16 protein-coding genes are annotated in these 19,650 nt (G+C 34.1%); 7 read left to right on the forward strand and 9 right to left on the reverse strand.

Annotated features, from left to right (window positions below; genetic code table 11):
* Positions 1-2: 2 nt before the first annotated feature.
* The 7 genes from mraY to ftsZ all read left to right on the forward strand — a co-directional run bounded on the left by mraY (position 3) and on the right by ftsZ (position 9,700).
* Entirely contained in the window at positions 3-1,118 is a 1,116-nt protein-coding gene (gene mraY / locus GCL57_RS07810; RefSeq protein ID WP_152212798.1) for a phospho-N-acetylmuramoyl-pentapeptide-transferase, read from the forward strand.
* A gap of 10 nt (positions 1,119-1,128) precedes the next feature.
* Positions 1,129-2,727 carry a UDP-N-acetylmuramoyl-L-alanine--D-glutamate ligase gene (gene murD, locus GCL57_RS07815; RefSeq protein WP_152212799.1) on the forward strand — a complete coding sequence of 533 codons (1,599 nt, stop codon included), beginning with the start codon at positions 1,129-1,131 and terminating at the stop codon, positions 2,725-2,727.
* A complete protein-coding gene (gene ftsW, locus GCL57_RS07820; protein ID WP_152212800.1) occupies positions 2,724-3,947 on the forward strand; it encodes a putative lipid II flippase FtsW in 1,224 nt (407 codons plus the stop codon). Before murD ends, ftsW begins: the two co-directional genes overlap by 4 nt.
* Before the next feature lie 3 nt (positions 3,948-3,950).
* Positions 3,951-5,360 (forward strand): UDP-N-acetylmuramate--L-alanine ligase, encoded by a 1,410-nt coding sequence (gene murC, locus GCL57_RS07825; RefSeq protein WP_152212801.1) that lies wholly within the window; start codon positions 3,951-3,953, stop codon positions 5,358-5,360.
* Entirely contained in the window at positions 5,347-6,462 is a 1,116-nt protein-coding gene (locus GCL57_RS07830) for a hypothetical protein (protein ID WP_152212802.1), read from the forward strand. The genes murC and GCL57_RS07830 overlap by 14 nt, the downstream gene beginning before the upstream one ends.
* Positions 6,463-6,569: 107 nt before the next feature.
* Positions 6,570-7,874: a cell division protein FtsA gene (gene ftsA / locus GCL57_RS07835; protein ID WP_152212803.1), complete on the forward strand. Its 1,305-nt coding sequence runs from the start codon at positions 6,570-6,572 to the stop codon at positions 7,872-7,874.
* A gap of 41 nt (positions 7,875-7,915) precedes the next feature.
* Complete coding sequence (ftsZ, locus tag GCL57_RS15195; RefSeq protein ID WP_152212804.1) at positions 7,916-9,700, forward strand: cell division protein FtsZ; 1,785 nt, start codon at positions 7,916-7,918, stop codon at positions 9,698-9,700.
* Here ftsZ and GCL57_RS07845 read toward each other — a convergent pair.
* The 9 genes from GCL57_RS07845 to GCL57_RS07885 all read right to left on the reverse strand — a co-directional run bounded on the left by GCL57_RS07845 (position 9,683) and on the right by GCL57_RS07885 (position 19,307).
* On the reverse strand, positions 9,683-10,627 hold the full coding sequence (locus tag GCL57_RS07845; protein WP_152212805.1) for a hypothetical protein: 945 nt from the start codon (positions 10,625-10,627) through the stop codon (positions 9,683-9,685). The genes ftsZ and GCL57_RS07845 overlap by 18 nt on opposite strands.
* Before the next feature lie 22 nt (positions 10,628-10,649).
* The gene (locus tag GCL57_RS07850; protein WP_152212806.1) at positions 10,650-12,086 is read right to left on the reverse strand and encodes a glycosyltransferase; all 1,437 of its coding nucleotides are present in this window, start codon (positions 12,084-12,086) and stop codon (positions 10,650-10,652) included.
* A gap of 145 nt (positions 12,087-12,231) precedes the next feature.
* Entirely contained in the window at positions 12,232-12,684 is a 453-nt protein-coding gene (gene atpC, locus GCL57_RS07855; protein WP_152212807.1) for an ATP synthase F1 subunit epsilon, read from the reverse strand.
* Positions 12,685-12,703: 19 nt separating this feature from the next.
* Entirely contained in the window at positions 12,704-14,119 is a 1,416-nt protein-coding gene (atpD, locus tag GCL57_RS07860; protein ID WP_152212808.1) for a F0F1 ATP synthase subunit beta, read from the reverse strand.
* 23 nt (positions 14,120-14,142) lie between these two features.
* Positions 14,143-15,081 (reverse strand): F0F1 ATP synthase subunit gamma, encoded by a 939-nt coding sequence (locus GCL57_RS07865; protein ID WP_161597661.1) that lies wholly within the window; start codon positions 15,079-15,081, stop codon positions 14,143-14,145.
* Positions 15,065-16,591 (reverse strand): F0F1 ATP synthase subunit alpha, encoded by a 1,527-nt coding sequence (gene atpA / locus GCL57_RS07870; protein ID WP_152212810.1) that lies wholly within the window; start codon positions 16,589-16,591, stop codon positions 15,065-15,067. The genes GCL57_RS07865 and atpA overlap by 17 nt, the downstream gene beginning before the upstream one ends.
* An 11-nt stretch (positions 16,592-16,602) precedes the next feature.
* Positions 16,603-17,172 carry an ATP synthase F1 subunit delta gene (atpH, locus tag GCL57_RS07875; RefSeq protein ID WP_152212811.1) on the reverse strand — a complete coding sequence of 190 codons (570 nt, stop codon included), beginning with the start codon at positions 17,170-17,172 and terminating at the stop codon, positions 16,603-16,605.
* A 43-nt stretch (positions 17,173-17,215) separates the two neighbouring features.
* Positions 17,216-18,223: a F0F1 ATP synthase subunit B family protein gene (locus GCL57_RS07880; RefSeq protein ID WP_152212812.1), complete on the reverse strand. Its 1,008-nt coding sequence runs from the start codon at positions 18,221-18,223 to the stop codon at positions 17,216-17,218.
* 199 nt (positions 18,224-18,422) lie between these two features.
* Entirely contained in the window at positions 18,423-19,307 is an 885-nt protein-coding gene (locus GCL57_RS07885; RefSeq protein WP_152212813.1) for a helix-turn-helix domain-containing protein, read from the reverse strand.
* Positions 19,308-19,650 lie beyond the last annotated feature (343 nt).

Genomic DNA, 19,650 nt, shown 5'->3' on the forward strand with positions numbered 1-19,650 from the left:
GAATGATCTATATACTTATAAATAAACTGATTTTGCTTAACCCAAAACTTTCTGGACTCAAAGCATTTTCTTATCTTTCGAGCCGTGCAATTTTAGCTCTTATTACAAGTATTATTATTTCTATGTTTTTATATCCTAGGGCTATAAAAGTCTTACGATCTTTAAAAGCGGGTCAACCTATTCGTGAACTGGGTCTTGAAGAACAGATGTTAAAAAAAGGCACTCCTACCATGGGTGGAATAGTTATTATTTTTGCTACTCTATTTAGTGCTCTCCTTTGGATGGATCCTACAAACAGGCATTTTATAACACTTTTTATAATTACAGTTGGTTATGGATTCATTGGTTTTTTAGATGATTATTTAAAAATAACAAAAAAAAATACTGATGGACTTTCTAGTAGAAAAAAAATGTTAGGACTGCTACTTTTCGGCGGCATTGCAATTGCGTGGCATTTATGGGCAGCAGAACATTTAGTTAATCCAAAATCAATTTCAATGAATCCAACTTTTGTTAATATTCCTTTTTTAAAAAATATGGTTCTCAACCTCGGCCTTCTGTATGCTCCTTTTGCAATTATTGTAATTGTAGGCTGTAGCAATGCTGTTAACTTAACTGATGGCCTTGATGGATTGGCAATAGGTCCAGTCATCACATGCGCTTTAACCTTAACAATATTAAGTTATGTCACAGGTAATGTAGTAATATCAAAATATCTTTATTATCATTCCATCGCTGGATCTGGTGAAATTAGCATTTTTCTATCAGGTCTAATAGGCTCTTCAATTGGTTTTCTATGGTATAATACCTTCCCAGCTCAAATATTTATGGGAGACTCTGGTGCGCTTGCACTGGGAGGAATTCTAGGTGCTGTAGCAGTTATTACAGGCCATGAAATTCTACTCGTCCTAATGGGCGGCGTATTTGTTGCAGAAGCTTTAAGCGTCATAATTCAAGTTGCTTCTTTTAAAACAAGGGGAAAAAGAGTATTTCGCATGGCACCCGTTCATCATCATTACCAAAAAAAGGGGTGGCCTGAACAAAAGATAACTGTCCGAATTTGGATTATTAGTTTTATTCTTGCATTATTAAGTATTTTGACTTTGAAGTTACGTTAAAGGTTATATTATGGCTCACAGACCAAAAATTGAAGGTGTACATTTTTATATTGCTGGTGCTGCTAAGAGTGGTGTTTCAGCTGCAAAGATCTTAAAAAAACATGGCGCTAATGTTTTTGTAACAGAAGAAAATTTAATATCAAAAAATATTGAAAATGAACTTATTTTGCACCAAATTCCTTATGAATATGGTTTTCATTCCATTGAAAAAATTAAAAATAATTGTGATGTACTTGTTATTTCTCCAGGTATTTCTTTAAATAAAGAAATTGCTATTATCTGTAAAAAAAATAAAATTCCAATTGTAAGTGAAATTGAAGTTGCTTCTTGGTTTATTCCCGAAAAGTGCATTATCCTTGGTATTACTGGTACAAATGGAAAGAGCACCACAACCCATTATGCCGCTCAGCTTTTTGAAAGAGCAGGATATAAAGCTATTTCTTGCGGTAATATTGGAATATCAATGTCTCAAGCAGTTTTTGAAAACATCTCAATAAATTTACTTTCTGTTGAGTTGAGTAGTTACCAACTTGAAACTACATATTCAATGCGCCCTACTTGCACAGTTTTTTTAAATTTACAAAACGATCATCTTGGTCGTTATGAAAATATTCAAGAATACATAAAAGCTAAATGGCGACTTGTATTGTTAACTCACGACTCAGGTATAGCAATTATTGACAAAGACGTTATGCATTTAGCTGTAAATATGGGATTGAGTTTGCCTAGAGCAAAAATAATATTAATCGAATCTAGCTCGCCAAAAAAATTTGATGATAAATTAAATACCCCAATAAAAGCTCGCAGAGAGTATGATATTAGGAATCAAATTTCATTTGGAAAAATTTTGCCTTCCGCAATTTATCATGAGCTAAAAAAACTCACCATCAATGAGTTAATGTCAGAAAATGAATTAGAAATTGCCTATGCTAAATACGATAATAAAGATACTTCGGTTAATATATTCATAAAACTTAAAAGCTCTACAAAAACATGGGAAATTAGAAATCCTTGTCTCCCAGGCGAACACAATATGATAAATATATTATGCGCAAGTCTCATGGCAATGCATTTAGGAATTGATGATAATATAATTCTATCCCAATGGGAATCAGAGACAACAGAGTACAATCATTTACCGCATCGTTTAGAGTTTATATCTAATACTGAAAAAACATATATCGATAAAAATGGTGATGAAAAAAGTTTAATACTTATTAATGATTCAAAAGCAACAAATGTTGAAAGCACTTTAGTAGCCTTAAAATCATTAAATAGACCCATTCATCTTTTACTTGGTGGGCTGCCCAAAGGAGATAATTACTTACCCATTGGGACATTTTTTAGAAAAAATTTAGTTCAAATTTATCCTTTTGGAAAAGCTGCAGAAAACATTCAACTAGATCTAAAGTCATATAAAAATAAAGTTGCAGATAGTTCAGAAAATATGCTCGCTGCAGCAGATCTTGCACTAAATAAAGCAAAAAATGGAGACATTATTTTACTTTCACCTGCATGCAGTAGCTTTGATGAATTTAGAAATTTTGAACACAGAGGAAATGTATTTCGAGAGTGGACTTTTTCTTGCTTAAAGGAAAATAAAAAGTGACATCATCTGACAAATATAAAACAAATAAAGACACGCTAGATGATTCTAAAAAAATTGAAAATATACTCGATAATTCAAAACCAAGCACATGGATTACATATGGTGGAAATGTTTTATGGATTCCCGTTATTGCTTTAACTGGATTTGGAATTTTATTCGTTTATAGCGCTTCTTCTGTATATTCCGCACAACATTACGGTACCGAGTTTTATTTTGCAAAAAAGCAAGCGTTTTTTCTTTTACCATCTTTGTTAGCTGCAATCGCAGGAGCAATGATACCTTTTGAAATGTATTATAGATTTATAAAGTATTTATTTTTTATTCTTGTTACTATGACTTTTGCAACCCATTTACCAGGAATTGGTCGAAAAGTTTATGGAGCATCCCGTTGGTTAAACTTAGGAATTATGCCTATTCAGCCATCTGAATTTTTAAGAGTCTTTACCATAATATTTATGGTATGGATAATTTCAAAGCAAAATACAGAAAATAAAAAATTAAATGAACCCAAAAAATACCCCTTATTAGTTGAATATAGTTGTCTTTTATTAGCACCCATTGCAATTATTGCGCAAAAAGATTTAGGTACCACAGTGGTTGTAATTACAGGATGCCTTGGAATTTTATTTATAAATGGCTTACCAAAACGATATTTTGCAGGCATATTTGGTATACTTTTATTTGGTTTAATTTCAGCAATTTTGTTTGAACCCTATCGTATTGCCAGAGTAATGACATTTTTAAATCCATTTAAAGATCCGCTTGGTTCTGGTTTTCAGGTTATTCAAAGCTTTGTAGCGGTTGCAAATGGTGGATTATTTGGTAGAGGAATTGGAGAAAGTCAACAAAAATTATTTTTTCTTCCCGAAGCTCATACAGACTTTATCCTCGCAGTTATTACTGAAGAAATGGGATTTATAGGTATCCTTGTCCTTACAATATTATATTCTGTTTTATACTATGCAATTCTACGCCTTGTCATTTATGGAAGCACTCATAGAGATCGTTTACTCGCAACTGGAGCTTTTTCTATGTTAGTTGTAACTACTATTATAAATATGGGCGTAGTTGCTGGCGCACTTCCTACAAAAGGACTTCCTTTACCTTTTATCTCAAATGGTGGATCTGCATTAATTGCAAATTATTTTATAATTGGATTGATGTCACAAATATCAAGAAGAATATATTTACAAAGTAACTTAAATAAAAAGGTAATATAATTTATGTTTAATGCAATAAAAAAAATTCATTTTGTTGGTATTGGCGGCAGCGGAATGTCAGGCATTGCTGAAGTGCTTCTAAATTCTGGTTATAAAATTTCAGGGAGTGATATAAAAAAATCAGCTATAATTGAAAAATTAGAGGAACTTGGTGCGAAAATATTTATTGGCCATCAACCAGAAAATGTAAAAAATGCACAAGTTCTTGTTATCAGCAGTGCAATTAATAAACATAATCCTGAAATAATTGAAGCACAAAATTTAAGAATTCCGATTATTCATAGAAGTGAAATGCTAGCAGAGCTTATGCGTATGAAATATGGTGTTATAGTAGCAGGTACGCACGGGAAAACGACTACGACAAGTATATTAGCATCTTCATTACACAATGCAGGTCTTGATCCAACTGTTGTGATTGGTGGAAAATTAAATTCATTTGGGAGCAATGCAAAACTTGGTAAAGGAGATCTTTTTGTTGCCGAAGCCGATGAAAGTGACGGGAGTTTTTTAAAACTAACTCCAACAATTGCAATAATAACGAATATAGATAAAGATCATCTTGATCATTATGCTAGCCTTGATGACATTGTAAAAGCATTCGAAGCGTTTATTGAAAAAGTTCCTTTTTATGGAGCAGTTTGTGCATGTATTGACGACCCAATTGTCCAAATGGTTCTTCCAAAAATAAGACGTAAAATTGTGACTTATGGTCTCAGACAAGATGCAGATATTTCTGCAATCGATAAATTTACTGATGGAATAAATACAACATATACCCCTGTTATATATGGAAAACCACAGCATCAAGTCACAATAAAAATGCCGGGTTTATATAACTTAACAAATTCTTTAGCAACATTTGCCGTTGCTTCTTTACTTGATTTAAATATGAATTTAATTTGCAAATCAATCTCTGAATTTGAAGGCGTACAGCATCGATTTTCTATTTTAGCTGATATCAATAATATTCTTATTGTTGATGATTATGCTCATAATCCAAAGAAAATTGAAACTGTTTTAAAAGGTACCAAAGAGAGTTTTCCAGATAAACAAATTATCGCTATTTTTCAACCTCACCGTTACTCTAGAATAAAATTTCAAATGGAAGAGTTTGCAAAATGCTTTATTGATGCAGATAAAGTTATTGTGACACCAATCTATGCTGCTGGTGAGTCCCCAATTAATGGAATCAATAAAGAAAATATAGCGCATCAAATTAAATTAAAAAGTTTTAATAATACCCCAGGGACAACGTACGTTGTCGAATCACTTGAAGAAGCGTCAGAATCCGCTTTAAATATATTAATTCATGCCACTCCTGCAAAGGGAGCAATTGTGATAACCTTAGGTGCTGGGAATGTAAGACAAGCTGGTCACATGATATTGGAGAAGCTCAATCTTGAATGGAAATAAAAAGCAAAGAAGAGTTAATTTATTAGCCTCTCAAAAACCAGGCCCACGTAATAGAAAGGGAATTAAAAAGCAAGAAAAGACTATTTTCATTGCTAAAGTATTTTTTCTTTTAAAAACTGTTTTTTTAAAAATAAATAACTCCATTTTTGTAATTTATTCTTTTTTAAAGAAGAGACCCCGAACTTCCTATATTCTTTCAATTGTCGTTATTTTTCTTATTGTACTTAAAGTTAGTATCTACTATGTAGATATTTATAGTGAAAAAATCCTCCCAAATCATATTCAAATAAATACAGATAATCCTAAAATAACAAGTGAACTCTATGCAAGCATTAATAAAGAATTGATAAAATCAATAAAAAATCAGGAAAAGCGTTCGCATTTTTTAGAGTCTGTCGACAATATCCTTAATTCACTTGATATCGTTGATCAATACTGGATTCGTTTAGGCCTTGATGGAAAATTGCAAATCAACGCAATAATGGAAATACCAGTGATGATTATAGAAGCAAAAAATAATGAGCGTTACATTATCAGCAATAATATGAAAATAATTTTTAAAAATCCTCCTCAAAATGAATATTCCTCACTTCTGAAAATTGAAGCCCCTGAAGTGAAAATCAATTGGCATTCTAAAAATTATTATATTAAATTGAAAAAAAATAGATCAATATCAAATGTAAGCAATTCATTAGAAACAAGCGGTCCAGTAAATTTTCCTTGGTTAATCAAGCAAATCCGACTTATTAATTCAGAAATTCAAAATGTTGGTTCAGGTTACTCATTGGTAAAAATAAGCTGGTCATCACAATCTGGTTTTTCTTTAAAAATTAATAGAAACATCCAAATGTTAAAGAATAAAAAATTAATTCCTCAAAAATCTGAAACACGAGAACTCCCTTCTAAAGATTTAACAAACACAGAATTAATAGAGTTTAATGCTTTACTTGGAGATGGCCAAATTAGAGACAAAATGGATCGACTTAAAATTCTGTTAATTGATCTCTCAAATAAAAATATTTATCCAAGTGAAGTCGATCTTGACTTTTCAGATAAAGCAACATTCAAGATCCTTGGATCAAATCCCAGTCCATCTATTTAGTGTTTTTTAATTTCAACTAATGACTTTTTTTTTCTCATTGTGTAAGTTTAATGAGATCGCGTTCACAAAATGCTTTTTAAACATTTTGCATGCAAAGTTAAATTGAAATGAAAACATCTTTAAATAAAAATATCTGTATTTCTCTTTCACTTGGTTCAACACATACAAGTCTTATTGCTGCGAGTTATGAAAATAAAGAATTGCAAGAAAGCCATGAAGATCTTCCTTTTTATGAAAAAGAATCAAATCGAATTCAAATTCTTGGGGCTGCTCGAATTGCAAACAATGGAGCTGTTAAAAAAGGAGTTGTCTCAAGTATTGATGCTGTAACTGCTTCAATATTAGAAACAATTGATGAAGTTGAAAGGCAATCTGGAATCGAAATTGAATCCGTTCGTGCTTGCATTGCAGGCACAGCAGCTCAATTTGATAACCATGTAGAAACATGCACAATCAAAGGCGAAGAAATTCGTGTTTCTGATTTGGAAAAAGTTTCAGCTGCCGTGCGTAATCAAAAGCCACCTATGGGCTTTGATTTCGTTCATATGATACCCAGTTCATATTCAGTAGACGGCAAACACGGTATTCAAAACCCAATTGGAATGAGAGGCTCAACTCTTTCGATTATGCATCACAGAGTTTTTTATCCACAAGCAGATCTTCATAATATTGTTCGAGCATGTAACAATGCAGGTGTAAGAGTGCAAAGTTTTGCATTTGAACCACTCGCAGCGGCTGAAGGTGTGCTTACGCGCGATGAAAAAGAATTTGGCTGTATTTCATTATCAATTGGTGCTCATTTAACACATGCATCTGTTTACTTAGGAAATATTCCTGTTTATTCTAAAGAATATCCTATTGGATCGCATCATATAACAAAAGATCTATCTATAGGCTTAAGAACAACACAAGCTGAAGCAGAAAGAGTAAAAAAAGAAATTGGAAAAGCAATTGAAACATCTTCAAAAGATATAAATGAAAAAATTGAAATTAGCAGCATAGACGGAAATGCAATTCGCTTCGTTACGCGAAAAGAAATAAATCAAGTCATTGAACCTAGAGTTCGTGAAATATTACATACCGTTTATGCAGATTTGAGAAGATCAAGATTGATTGCAAGAACTTCTAAAGGAATTGTCTTATCGGGTGGAGGGGCTTTGTTAAGTGGTATGACACTTGCAACTGAAGAAATATTTTCTTTACATGCAAGAATTGGAATGCCAACAAACATTATTGGCGCAATTGAAGGTCTTAAATCACCAATTTGGGCATCCAGTATTGGTACTTTATCTCCTCTTTTTGCATCGCTTCATGGTGATAACTCAGCACAGCAAACTGAAGAAATTTCTGGAATCAGTTCATTTGCAACAAAAATATGGCATCGATTAAAGGAACCATTTGCTTCTCGATAATGTATAATATTAACTGTTAAGAATGATGGAGGACATTTAAAATGAACGAAAAATCAGACAAAGGTAATAAATATTCATCAAATGCAATTATTAAAGTAATTGGAGTTGGTGGAGGTGGCGGAAATGCTCTCAATACCATGATTGAATCAGGATTATCTGGAGTTGAATTTATTGCTGCAAATACAGATGTTCAAGCCCTACAATCAAATCTCGCACCAATTAAAATTCAACTCGGAAGAGAATTGACAAAAGGTCTTGGTGCAGGAGCAAATCCTGAAACGGGACGCAACGCAGCACTTGAAGACAAAGCAATTTTGCAAGAAGTTCTGAGTGGTGCTGATATGGTTTTTGTCACAGGTGGTATGGGTGGTGGAACTGGGACAGGAGCAGCTCCAATTATTGCACAAGTTGCTCGCGAATTAGGAGCTCTCACTGTTGGAGTTGTTACAAAACCTTTTACATTTGAAGGTAAACGCAGAAAACAACAGTCTGAGCATGGCATACAATCCTTACGTCAATCCGTCGATACACTTATCACAATTCCAAATCAAAGACTTCTCAGCATTGCTTCTCCTGAGATGTCAATGCTTGATGGGTTTAAATTAGCTGATGAAGTTCTTTTAAACGCAGTAAAAGGTATTTCAGATATCATAAATATTCCGGGACGCGTAAACGTTGACTTTGCAGACGTTAAAACAATTATGTCCGAGATGGGTATGGCACTTATGGGTATTGGCGATGCAACTGGACCTAATCGTGCAGCTGAAGCCGCGCGTCTTGCCATAAATTCTCCGTTACTTGAAGATATAGATATTGAAGGTGCAACCGGAATTCTTATAAATATTACTGGAACAAGCACAATGACACTTCATGAAATCAGTGAAGCATCAACTCTCATTCAAGAAGCTGCTCATGAAGATGCGAACATTATTTTTGGTGCTGTAATTGATGAAAATATGGAAGATAGAATTCGAGTCACAGTCATTGCAACAGGATTTGATCAAGCAAGGGTTGCGTTTCCTGAATCAGCTCACGGATTCGCAAATATTCCTCAGCAAAATCAATTCATGCAAACAAATGTGAATAGTCAACCACAGCAAGCTATTCCACAACAACCATTTGCTGGCATGAACTCTCAACGTCCTCAAAATAATTTTACGCAAAATATTCCTGCAGTAAATCCATATGATGTTAGAAATCAAGCTCAAAATATTCAACAACAACCGATTAGTCAAAACCAATTTAACCAAAACTCCCAACCACCAAATCATTTCCCTCGCCCTCAATATGGGAGAGAGCCTCAATCTGGTTTTGGAGGAAATTCTGGGTTAAATGCGCAATCTCAACATATGAATCGGCAATCACCCGAACTAAATAACAATCATAATAATATCAATTCTGGTTTTCGTAATATACCACAACCAGAAATAAGAAATACAACTCAACAACAACATCATCAACCGGCAGCTAAAAATCAAGAAACTCAAACAAATCTAAACTGGAATACACCTAAACCTGTTCATTCTAATGAAAACCATCAAAATAACTCTCAAGCGCAAAATTCTGTATCAAAAAATGAAAATGCGACAGAGCTTGAAGATTTAACAAAATGGACTTTTGATATGGCAAATCAACAACAAAATGCAAATCGAGATTCAAAAGTAGTTGGTGCGACATCAAATAAAAGTGAAGAGCTTCTCCAAGAAGATGCTGCTGAAAGCGCATTAAAACTTGCTAAAGAGCTTTCAGATATTGAAATTGATGATTCTGATTTTGAAACACCTGCTTTTATGCGTAGAAAGGATGATTCACACAGAAATGCGTGAAAAAATCATCTCGGTTTCCTTAGATTCTTCACTCGCAATATCTAAAAAATTCTGTTTATATTCAATTATTCCTAAATAAATACACCAAAGAAGAATTTTTAATTCTTCTTTAGATTTAATTTTATAAAACCTATCGATAGAAGTTGTTAAATTAAAGTTTAAAATTTTTTTATTATTTTTTTTACTTTCTTTAAAATGTGTGTTTAAAATATCAGAGTTAATAACATTTTTGAAATTACTCATATATTCTCTACTTTTATACAACTGAATACCTTCGCTAACTTCAACTATTTTTGCGACTAATTCTTCTAAAAACTTTTTATCACTTAAAAAAGACGCTGGGAAACCTCTTAGTAAATTAGGTACAAAAGTAAAAAAACTTATTTCTTTTTTATGAAGAAAATCTTGTCTACACAATTTATTTAAGAATGAAATACTAGGTGCCGAAGAAAGTATCGCTATTGACGAGGGACTATTCAATACCAATTCATAAAAAACTTTCACTTTAGAAAATATATCAGTCGTTTTATCTAAAATTGAATTAAGTTTCTTACTATTCTTTCTAAGATATAAATCATTATAATATTTTGGCATATAAATAATAAACTGAAATGACATCTTTAATATTATTTTGAAATAATTTATTTTTTCTAAGTATTTCTTAGAAAATAAAAATGGCCAAAAATCAATAACAACTATAATATTTTTTTTATCATTTTTCTGCAGCCATAATTGAAGCGAGTTCAAATCATCATACTCACATCTAATTATTTCTTCTGGAAAAATATCCATTAAAGAAATTGTTTTCTCATGCGTTGATATCTGAATATACACATCACGAATTTGGTTATTTTTTTTCAATTTTTTTGCGCATTCTGCTGTTAAATTTATATCTTTAAATCCCCAAAATAAAATACCTGTTTTCATAAGTTCCTCAGCAACGCCTTAATTATCCAGTCGTAATAGATTTCTTATTAACTTTTTTTAATATATCAGATCCTTGAATTAGCCAATCTAACAGAGAAATCGCTGATTCTTTCCATTCAAAACTCCTACCATTTGCTCGTTCAATTATAAATTTTCGAGTTGATTCTGCATTTTGAAGACCAATATAAAACTCAGAATCTTTTTTATCTAATAATATTTTTTCTATTTGCTTTACCCAAATTGCTGGATAACTTGAATCACTCCCAAGCCAATAATTACTTGGTAAAATCCCAGGAGAAAAATGCAAATCAACAGCTGTCGAAGTTCTATAAATAACGGGAGTACCACTTAATGCAGCTTCAAGCGGTGGAAGCCCAAAACCTTCTGCAATCGAAGGATGAACTAAAAGATCTGATATTCTGTATATCTCTGCTAATTCTTCATCGGATAAGATTGGCAATACCACTATTTTTAAACTATCAAAAACTTTAATTTCTCCTACTTCTCGCGGAATACTTTTTTTAAGATAACTCGAAATTTCTTTATTATCCGCACCAATTCTTATAAACCAAGCTTCTAATCCTGTTTCTGGAGTAATTTTTTGTATAGCTTGTGCCGCAAGATCCCAAAGCTTATATTTTTGATTCCTCCCCACTCCTATTATCCACTTATCTTTTAAAAACTTATTTATCACATTCTTAAATTTTTCTTGTTCTTCAGAGTCAACAAGCTGTTCTAAAAATCTTTCTCTACGCTCATAAAGTTCGCGAGTTTGCCTTATTTTAGGCTGACTTCCAAATTCTAAATCAACAGCATCTCCAATAATATGTAGTGGATTTATACGCTTTTTTACTAAATTTTGTAATAACTTTGCCGAATGTGGTGAAACAGTAGTAACAAAAGGAAGTCTAGAAAGCGTCCGTTTTACTAAAAATCTAAACTGTCTTTTAAATAAAAAACCAACTCCTTTAATAGGCATAAATGGAATGCTATCATGAATGACTTGTACCACTCGAGATGACATTGAGTTTCTAGAGATAAACAAAGGCCTATCAAAATTAGCCGGTGCAAACCAAATTATCTGGTTATGGGTGAGTTTTTGAATTCGTTTTAAGGTAAAAGTTGGCCAAAGCCAAATTGGTTTATCATAAGACTTTTGCAGTGCACCAGGTCCGCCGCTCCAATATGAAATAATATCAGGATAATTATGAACAAGCTCTACAACCCATGGTGCAGGCTCTGATTTTGAAACAATTAAAAGCTTTATTCTCTTACTGCCCGTTAAGTTTTTTTTTCTATTTTCTAGCTCATGTGCCAAGGCTTTAGTCAATCCAATTACAAATCTAGAAATACCTGATACAACACCTTGCTGTGCAGATCTCGCATCAATGGCAAGCCACACGATATCTGAATTAACATTATAAGTGGCATCTTCCACTAAACTCTTTTGTGAGACCATTTTCACACCATTATATTTTAGGTAAAAAAAGGAAGAGCTTTATTCAAACCCTTCCAAAAATACTAACATAATAATATTGGGTAAGCTTCTAGCTAACTCTATCACAATAATCAAAAAAATTACTGTCATTAGCTGGAATCTTAATCTACACAGACTTTTTCTCTTTTGAATTCTTATTTGCATGAAGCTCAACGGCTTCAATACGAGCTTGCGCTCTGGCTAGTGAAGTTTCAGCCCTTTTGACATCTACATTACCAAGTTCTTTTGCAGCTAATCTTCCTTCAGCTCTTTCAAGAGCTCTTTTTGCTCTGTCTAAATCAATGGTTGTAGCTTCTTCACCCACATCAACCAATAAAGTTACAGAACTACAAGTGATTTCTGCAACTCCACCAGCCACCTTAAAAAATCCGGAAACATCATTTTGGGAATATAAAACCACGCCCGTTCCTACAGCAGTAACCATAGGAGCATGCCCTGGTAAAACTCCCACAGCTCCATGTTCCGAAGGAAAATAAAGCTCGGAGACACCAGATAAATCAAGAAGACGTTTAGATGGAGTGAGAAGTACAACTCTCATTTTATCTTTTGCTTCGATCATAATAATTTAGCACCCCAAATTAAACGCTAACACCCATCTTCTTAGCTTTTTCGATTGCTTGGTCAATTCCACCAACCATATAAAATGCTGATTCAGGAAGATGATCCCATTTTCCATCACAAAGCTCTTTAAAACTGCGAACGGTATCCGCAACTTTAACATAACAACCAGGATTTCCAGTAAAGACTTCTGCAACATGGAAAGGCTGTGACAAAAAGCGCTCAATACGGCGCGCACGTGCAACAACAAGTTTATCATCTTCAGAAAGTTCATCCATACCTAGAATTGCAATAATATCTTGTAATTCTTTGTAGCGTTGCAAAATTTGCTGAACACGACGAGCTGTATCATAGTGTTCATCACCCACAATTTGCGCATCGAGAATACGACTTGTTGAATTTAAAGGGTGAACAGCAGGATAAATTCCTTTTTCAGTTAAAGAACGATCCAAATTTGTAGTTGCATCGAGGTGCGCAAATGCAGTTGCTGGAGCTGGGTCTGTATAGTCATCCGCAGGTACGTAAATAGCTTGAACAGATGTAATGGATCCTGTGTTTGTAGAAGTGATTCGCTCTTGGAGCTCACCCATTTCTGTTGCAAGGTTAGGTTGGTAACCCACGGCAGAAGGAATACGACCAAGCAATGCAGAAACTTCTGCACCCGCCTGAGTAAAGCGAAAGATATTATCCACAAAAAATAGAACATCTTGATTTTGTTCATCACGGAAATATTCTGCAACAGAAAGTCCTGAAAGAGCAACACGTGCACGCGCCCCTGGAGGTTCATTCATCTGACCGTAAACCAGAGCAACTTTGTCAAGAACTCCAGAATCTTTCATTTCATGATAAAGGTCATTACCTTCACGAGTACGCTCACCAACACCAGCAAATACAGAATATCCGCCATGTTGTTTTGCGATATTGTTAATTAATTCCATAATAAGAACGGTTTTGCCCACTCCTGCACCACCAAAAAGACCAATTTTTCCACCTTTTTGGTATGGAGCAAGTAGATCCACAACCTTAATTCCAGTTTCAAGCATTTCAAGTTTTGTACTTTGACGAGTGAAGTCAGGTGCTTTTCTGTGGATTTGATAACGTCTTTCAGAAAGTACATCACCTTTTCCATCAATAGGATCTCCAGTCACATTTAAAATGCGACCAAGAACTGGCTTTCCAACTGGAACAGTGATTTGATCTTTAGTATTACGAACATCAACACCACGACAGAGTCCTTCTGTCGAATCCATTGCAATTGTTCTCACAGTATTTTCACCCAAATGTTGGGCAACTTCAAGAACAAGATTTTCTTTGGAAGAATTGATAGATACATTTGTTGTACGTAATGCGTGATAAATTTCTGGGAGATTGCCTTGCGGGAATTGAACGTCCACAACTGGCCCCATAACTTGAATAATTTTTCCTAATTCAGACATAAAAAGCTCCAAATTTTTTAAATTTACAATGCCTCAGCACCGCTGATAATTTCAATAAGTTCGTTTGTAATTGCTGCTTGACGAGCTCGTTGGTAAGTAATTTGAAGTTTACGCTCCATTTCCTTTGCATTTCGAGTTGCATTATCCATTGCCGTCATACGCGCCCCTTGCTCACTTGCGACAGACTCGAGCAGTGTTTGAAAAAGTCTAGAAGTCATATAACGAGGAATCACATGCTCAAGTAGTTCGTCTATCTCTGGTTCAAAAATAGGTTCTGCTTCAATTGAAGCGGAGCCAACATGAAGAGGCAATACAATATCAGCAGTCGGAATTTGAGACATTGCGGACTGGAACTTATTATAAACAATTACAAATTTTCCAATTTTTTCATCTGTATAAAGTTTTGCAAATGCCTCTGACAAACGAGTTGCCATTGCATTTGTAGGTTTATCAAAAGGAGTTGTAATAGAAACTAAACCTTCGCCTGGAACGAGTACGTTAGCGTCTGCTGCATATTCGTTTTCAGTTACAAATATTGGTTCATCTTTCTTTTTTAATACAAGCTTTCTTCTTCTATTTAAGGTTTGAAAAGCTTTTTTCCCAATACAAACAGCAGTGACTTTAAATCCCTCTAATTCTAATTCGTCAATAGTTTTTATTGCCTGCTTAGAAACATTAGAATTATAGCCACCACACAATCCTCTTTCAGAAGAAATAACAAGCACAATAGCAACTTTGCTTGAAACATCATTCATAAGTGGGTGAGCGCTTCCACCACTTACAAGACCTGCAAGTTTTGCCGTAAGCTGCGCAAGAGAAAGAGCATAAGGACGCGCATTAACAACATTATGTTGTGCACGCCCAAACTTAGCAGCAGAAACAAGCTTCATTGCTTTTGTAATTTGCTGGGTGCTTTTAACACTTTTAATTCTATTGCGTAGATCCTTAAGATTTACTGGCATTTGGTTCAAACCTCTTCGCGAAGTCATCGAGAGCTATTTTAATTTCTGCTTGCAGCTCATTACTCATTTTCTTACCTGTTGCAATTTCAGCCATTATTTTTGGAAAAGATGCTTCAAAGTAATTCAACATTTGGCGCTCGTAAGCACGAACATGACGAACTTCTGTATTATCAAGAAAACCATTAATAGCTGCAAAAATCGTAAGAACTTGTTTTTCCATAGTTAATGGAGAGTATTGAGCTTGCTTAAGCAATTCAGTTAAGCGTTGCCCTCTGTTAATTTGTTTACGAGTCGTAGCATCGAGATCTGAGCCAAATTGTGCAAAGGCTGCAAGTTCGCGATATTGAGCAAGCTCAAGGCGCATATTTCCTGCAACTTGTTTCATTGCACCAGTTTGAGCGGCTCCACCCACACGAGAAACAGAAAGACCTGCATTTACTGCGGGACGCATACCTGCATTGAATAAATCTGCTTCCAAAAAGATTTGTCCATCTGTAATAGAAATCACGTTAGTTGGAATATATGCAGAAATGTCGTTTGCTTGTGTTTCAATAATTGGAAATGCAGTTAAACTGCCTGCTCCAAGCTCATCATTTAATTTACATGCACGCTCAAGAAGACGGCTGTGTAGATAGAAAACATCCCCTGGATAAGCTTCACGACCTGGTGGTCGACGAAGCAATAGAGAAAGTTCGCGATAAGCCTGTGCGTGTTTTGTCAAGTCATCATAAAAGATAACTGCATGCTGTCCGCGATCACGGAAATACTCGCCAATTGTACAGCCTGTATAAGGAGCCATAAATTGGAGTGTTGCTGCCTCAGAAGCACCAGCAACGACAATAGTTGTATACTCAAGAGCGCCTGCACGACGAAGTTTTTCAACAATTTGAGCAATTGTTGAGTATTTTTGGCCAATAGCTACATAGACACATTTTACGCCATTGCCTTTTTGATTTATAATTGTATCGATTGCAATTGCTGTTTTTCCAGTTTGGCGGTCACCAATGATTAATTCACGTTGACCACGTCCAATTGGAATCATTGAGTCAACAGATTTAAGTCCAGTTTGCATAGGTTCATGAACACTTTTACGCGCCATAATACCTGGTGCTTTTACTTCAACAACAGAAGTTTCTGAAGTATTTAAATCACCTAGTCCATCAATTGGTTCACCAAGAGCATTGACAACACGGCCAAGAAGTTGCGGCCCAACTGGCACACTGTTTACTTTTCCTGTTCGGCGAACTTGCATTCCTTCATAGATAGATTCACTTCCACCAAAGATAGCAACTCCAACATTATCTTCTTCAAGATTTAAAACAATTCCTTTAGCACCATTTTCAAATTGAACTAGCTCACTAATAAGCGCTTTTTCAAGACCGTAAATGCGAGCCATTCCATCTGCAATAGAGACGACAGTTCCAGTTTCAGACACTTCTGCCTTCTGACCAAAAGCCTGAATTTTCTGCTTTAACAATTGGCTAATTTCATCAACCCGGATATGCTCCATGAATTCAACTCCTAACTCAAAGACTCTTTAAGATTCAAAAGACGAGAACGTAGACTCGCATCTACGTTAGTATTTCCTACTTTTACTATAAAACCAGAACGAAGTGATTCATCAACCTTCGTTTCGAGAACAATTTTTTTTCTTAAAACTGAAGACAAAATTGAAGAGAAATCCTCTTCACCTTCTTTAGTTACCTTATTAGCTGATATTAAAGTTGCTCTAGCAACTCCAATGTATTCATCTGCTTTGATTAAAAAATCTTTTAAAACAATGGGAAGCTCTAATAAACGAGCATTTTCGATCATAAGCCTTAAAAAATCTTTTAACTCAGACGGTAATTTTTTTTCATTAGTATTAATTTTACTTAATACAATATCAAGAAGTTCATTTTTTTCTTTAATAGTTAACACAGGACTTTTAAAATAAGACAATAATTTCTTATCAAAAGTTGCTTGCAATTCTCTCACAATATCTGCAAATTTCTCAAAAGAAAGAGAGCTTCCATTTCTGGAAGCATCTATTGCACACTCATATAAAGCTGTGCCGTAGCGTCTTGCTATAGGGCCAGAATTTTTTTTCATACCTTAAATACTCCACAGAAAACAAAAAAATAATACTTAGTAATTAATTAAGAGTTTTTATTCCTTCGATTGTTTCTGACTTTAGTTTGGAGTCAAGTGAGAGCAATTTTTCGGAAGTAAGACGTTTTTCAACTTCTTCAAGCGCTATACTAAAAAGTTCTTGTCTAATTTCTTCACGACTGCGATTAATAAGTTCTCTTGCAGCACGATCCGCATCTCTTAAAATTGCTTCAGAAACTTTTGAAGCTTCAGCTAAAATTTTCTCACGTTCAATTTTTGCATCAAATAAATTACGTTCTTTTAGCTCATTAATTTCATTTTGTAGAGAGGCAATTTTACTTTCATATTCTTTAATTTTTCTTTCCGCTAACAACGCGGCTTCTTTTGCTTCTGAAAGTTTTGCTTTGAAATCATCACGTCTTTTTTCTAGCATTGCAGTTATAGGCTTTTTTGCAAAATAAACAAGCGCTAATATAAAAACTGCAAACTGAAAATATGGCCAAAAAACACCATATAACCAATTAATTTCTGAACCACTCGCAGCAGATGCAAATGCTGAATTTTTAAAGAAAGCTGCTGCTGAAATAAATGACATCAATACTGCTAAACCAATTTTTTTATAAATTGTTTGAACTAAATCATTAATTTGGTTTGGCATATTTGATTTAGCTTCTAACATTTCCAAAGAAAGTTTTTCTCTAATTGAACTCACATGCAACGCTGCTTTCTTTTGGTTTTCAGCAATCATTTTATTTGCAACTTTTTGAGCAGCTTTGATTTCTTCTAACCTTAAATGTTTTGCTTCTTCAGCACCATTTTTAAGTTCTAAGAAATATTCATGTTCAAGTTGAATAGCTCTTTCATTTTGATTCTTAGATGTCTCAAAACTTCCAACGGTTCTTTTTTTACGCTCATTGTGTAAGCGAATAGCAGGACCAATTATAAGCCTTTGAGCAACCACAACACCAACTAAGAATATTGCAACTTGGATACCGAATCGGACAGCTCCTTCTGTGTCATGAAACGGATATATATCTAGAGAGCCAGCCATTTACTCCACCTCAGCGCAAATTCAGCACGAAGCACTGAATATTCTAAATAAAATAAAAATATCTCAAAACAAAAACGGTGTTGTTTAAGTGAGATTACCCAAAGCAGCACCCGCTCGTTCCTGTATCTGGCCTTGTTATTACTGTGATCCTAGAGATTCTGCAAGCCCTCGCACACATATTTTGCAAATTTAATATCAATTAAATTGACTTTTGGATATTTCCTTCAAAAAAATGGGAAACTCCAAGTTCTTCCGCAGTTTTAAGATGAGCTTGTAAAGTTGTCCTCGAAATTGATAAAATTTGACTAGCTCGACTCATGCTCAGCCCTTGTAAATATATTGAATAGTAGCTAAAGCTTGATTTTAAAAAACAATGAGCATCTTCACCCCTTAAAAGGACATATGAAAAAAATCTTTCTGCACATTTTTCAAGCGATATTTCTTTTCCAACACTTTCATTGCTTGATTCAAAATGTGTTTTATTCAAATGGCGTTGTGCTTCCTCACTTTCACCTTTAAAGCCTCCTAAATAAGCAGTTTGGATAACTGAATCAACTAACACATTGAGACCATGCGTTCGCGCAATCTGTTTGAGACTTAGTAATTTTTCTGAGTCAAAAACATCCAAGTATATTTCTAAACTAAAGTAGTTTAACACTGCGGTGATCGTGGATGGTATGGAACTTATAAGTTGATCTGGAGGAGGAAGATTTAAAGTTATAAAACCATATCCTTTCTTTATCGCCGCCCTTCCAACGTAAATGATCGGCATAAAGTTTAAATCTTCGTTTTCAGGAAGTTCATATTCTGAATATATTTGCTCAGGCTCAATAATTAGACGATACGCTCTAGAATTGATTTTTAACTGTACCTCTAAAATTTCTAATAATATTTTCTCAACTTCTGGATACTCCACTCTAATTTGAATATCAAACCCTTGCCTTGATATAGATAAAAACTGATCAATTTCTATATTTAGTTTTTTACTTATTAACGATGAAACTAATTTTGATCGCAAGCCAGCCATTCTTCCTCCAACATTAATTGTTAACAAAAATGACTTACCTGACTCATAGATCTTCATACCACCTATTCATTTAAGAGTGATATTGTTTAAAACTTATTGATATTCATTAGAAATAAAACAAGAAAGAGTGCTCTCATCAAAATAATCACAGAATATTGAATCAAAACATTTTATAATTCTTCTGTGAAATATTCACAGCCCATCGTACTTCAATGTTTCACGTGAAACATTTTAAAATTTATTAATTTAATTGCACTAAAAAGGATTTTTATTAATTTTAGTTTAATTTAAAAATAATATACTTCTTGCAAAATGTTTCACGTGAAACATTTGAATCTAAAATTTTAATATTATTATATAAAAACTAAAAATATATTTTTTAAAACTCAAAAACTTAACT

The sequence above is a fragment of the Fluviispira multicolorata genome (assembly GCF_009208585.1).
Lineage (GTDB): Bacteria > Bdellovibrionota_B > Oligoflexia > Silvanigrellales > Silvanigrellaceae > Silvanigrella > Silvanigrella multicolorata.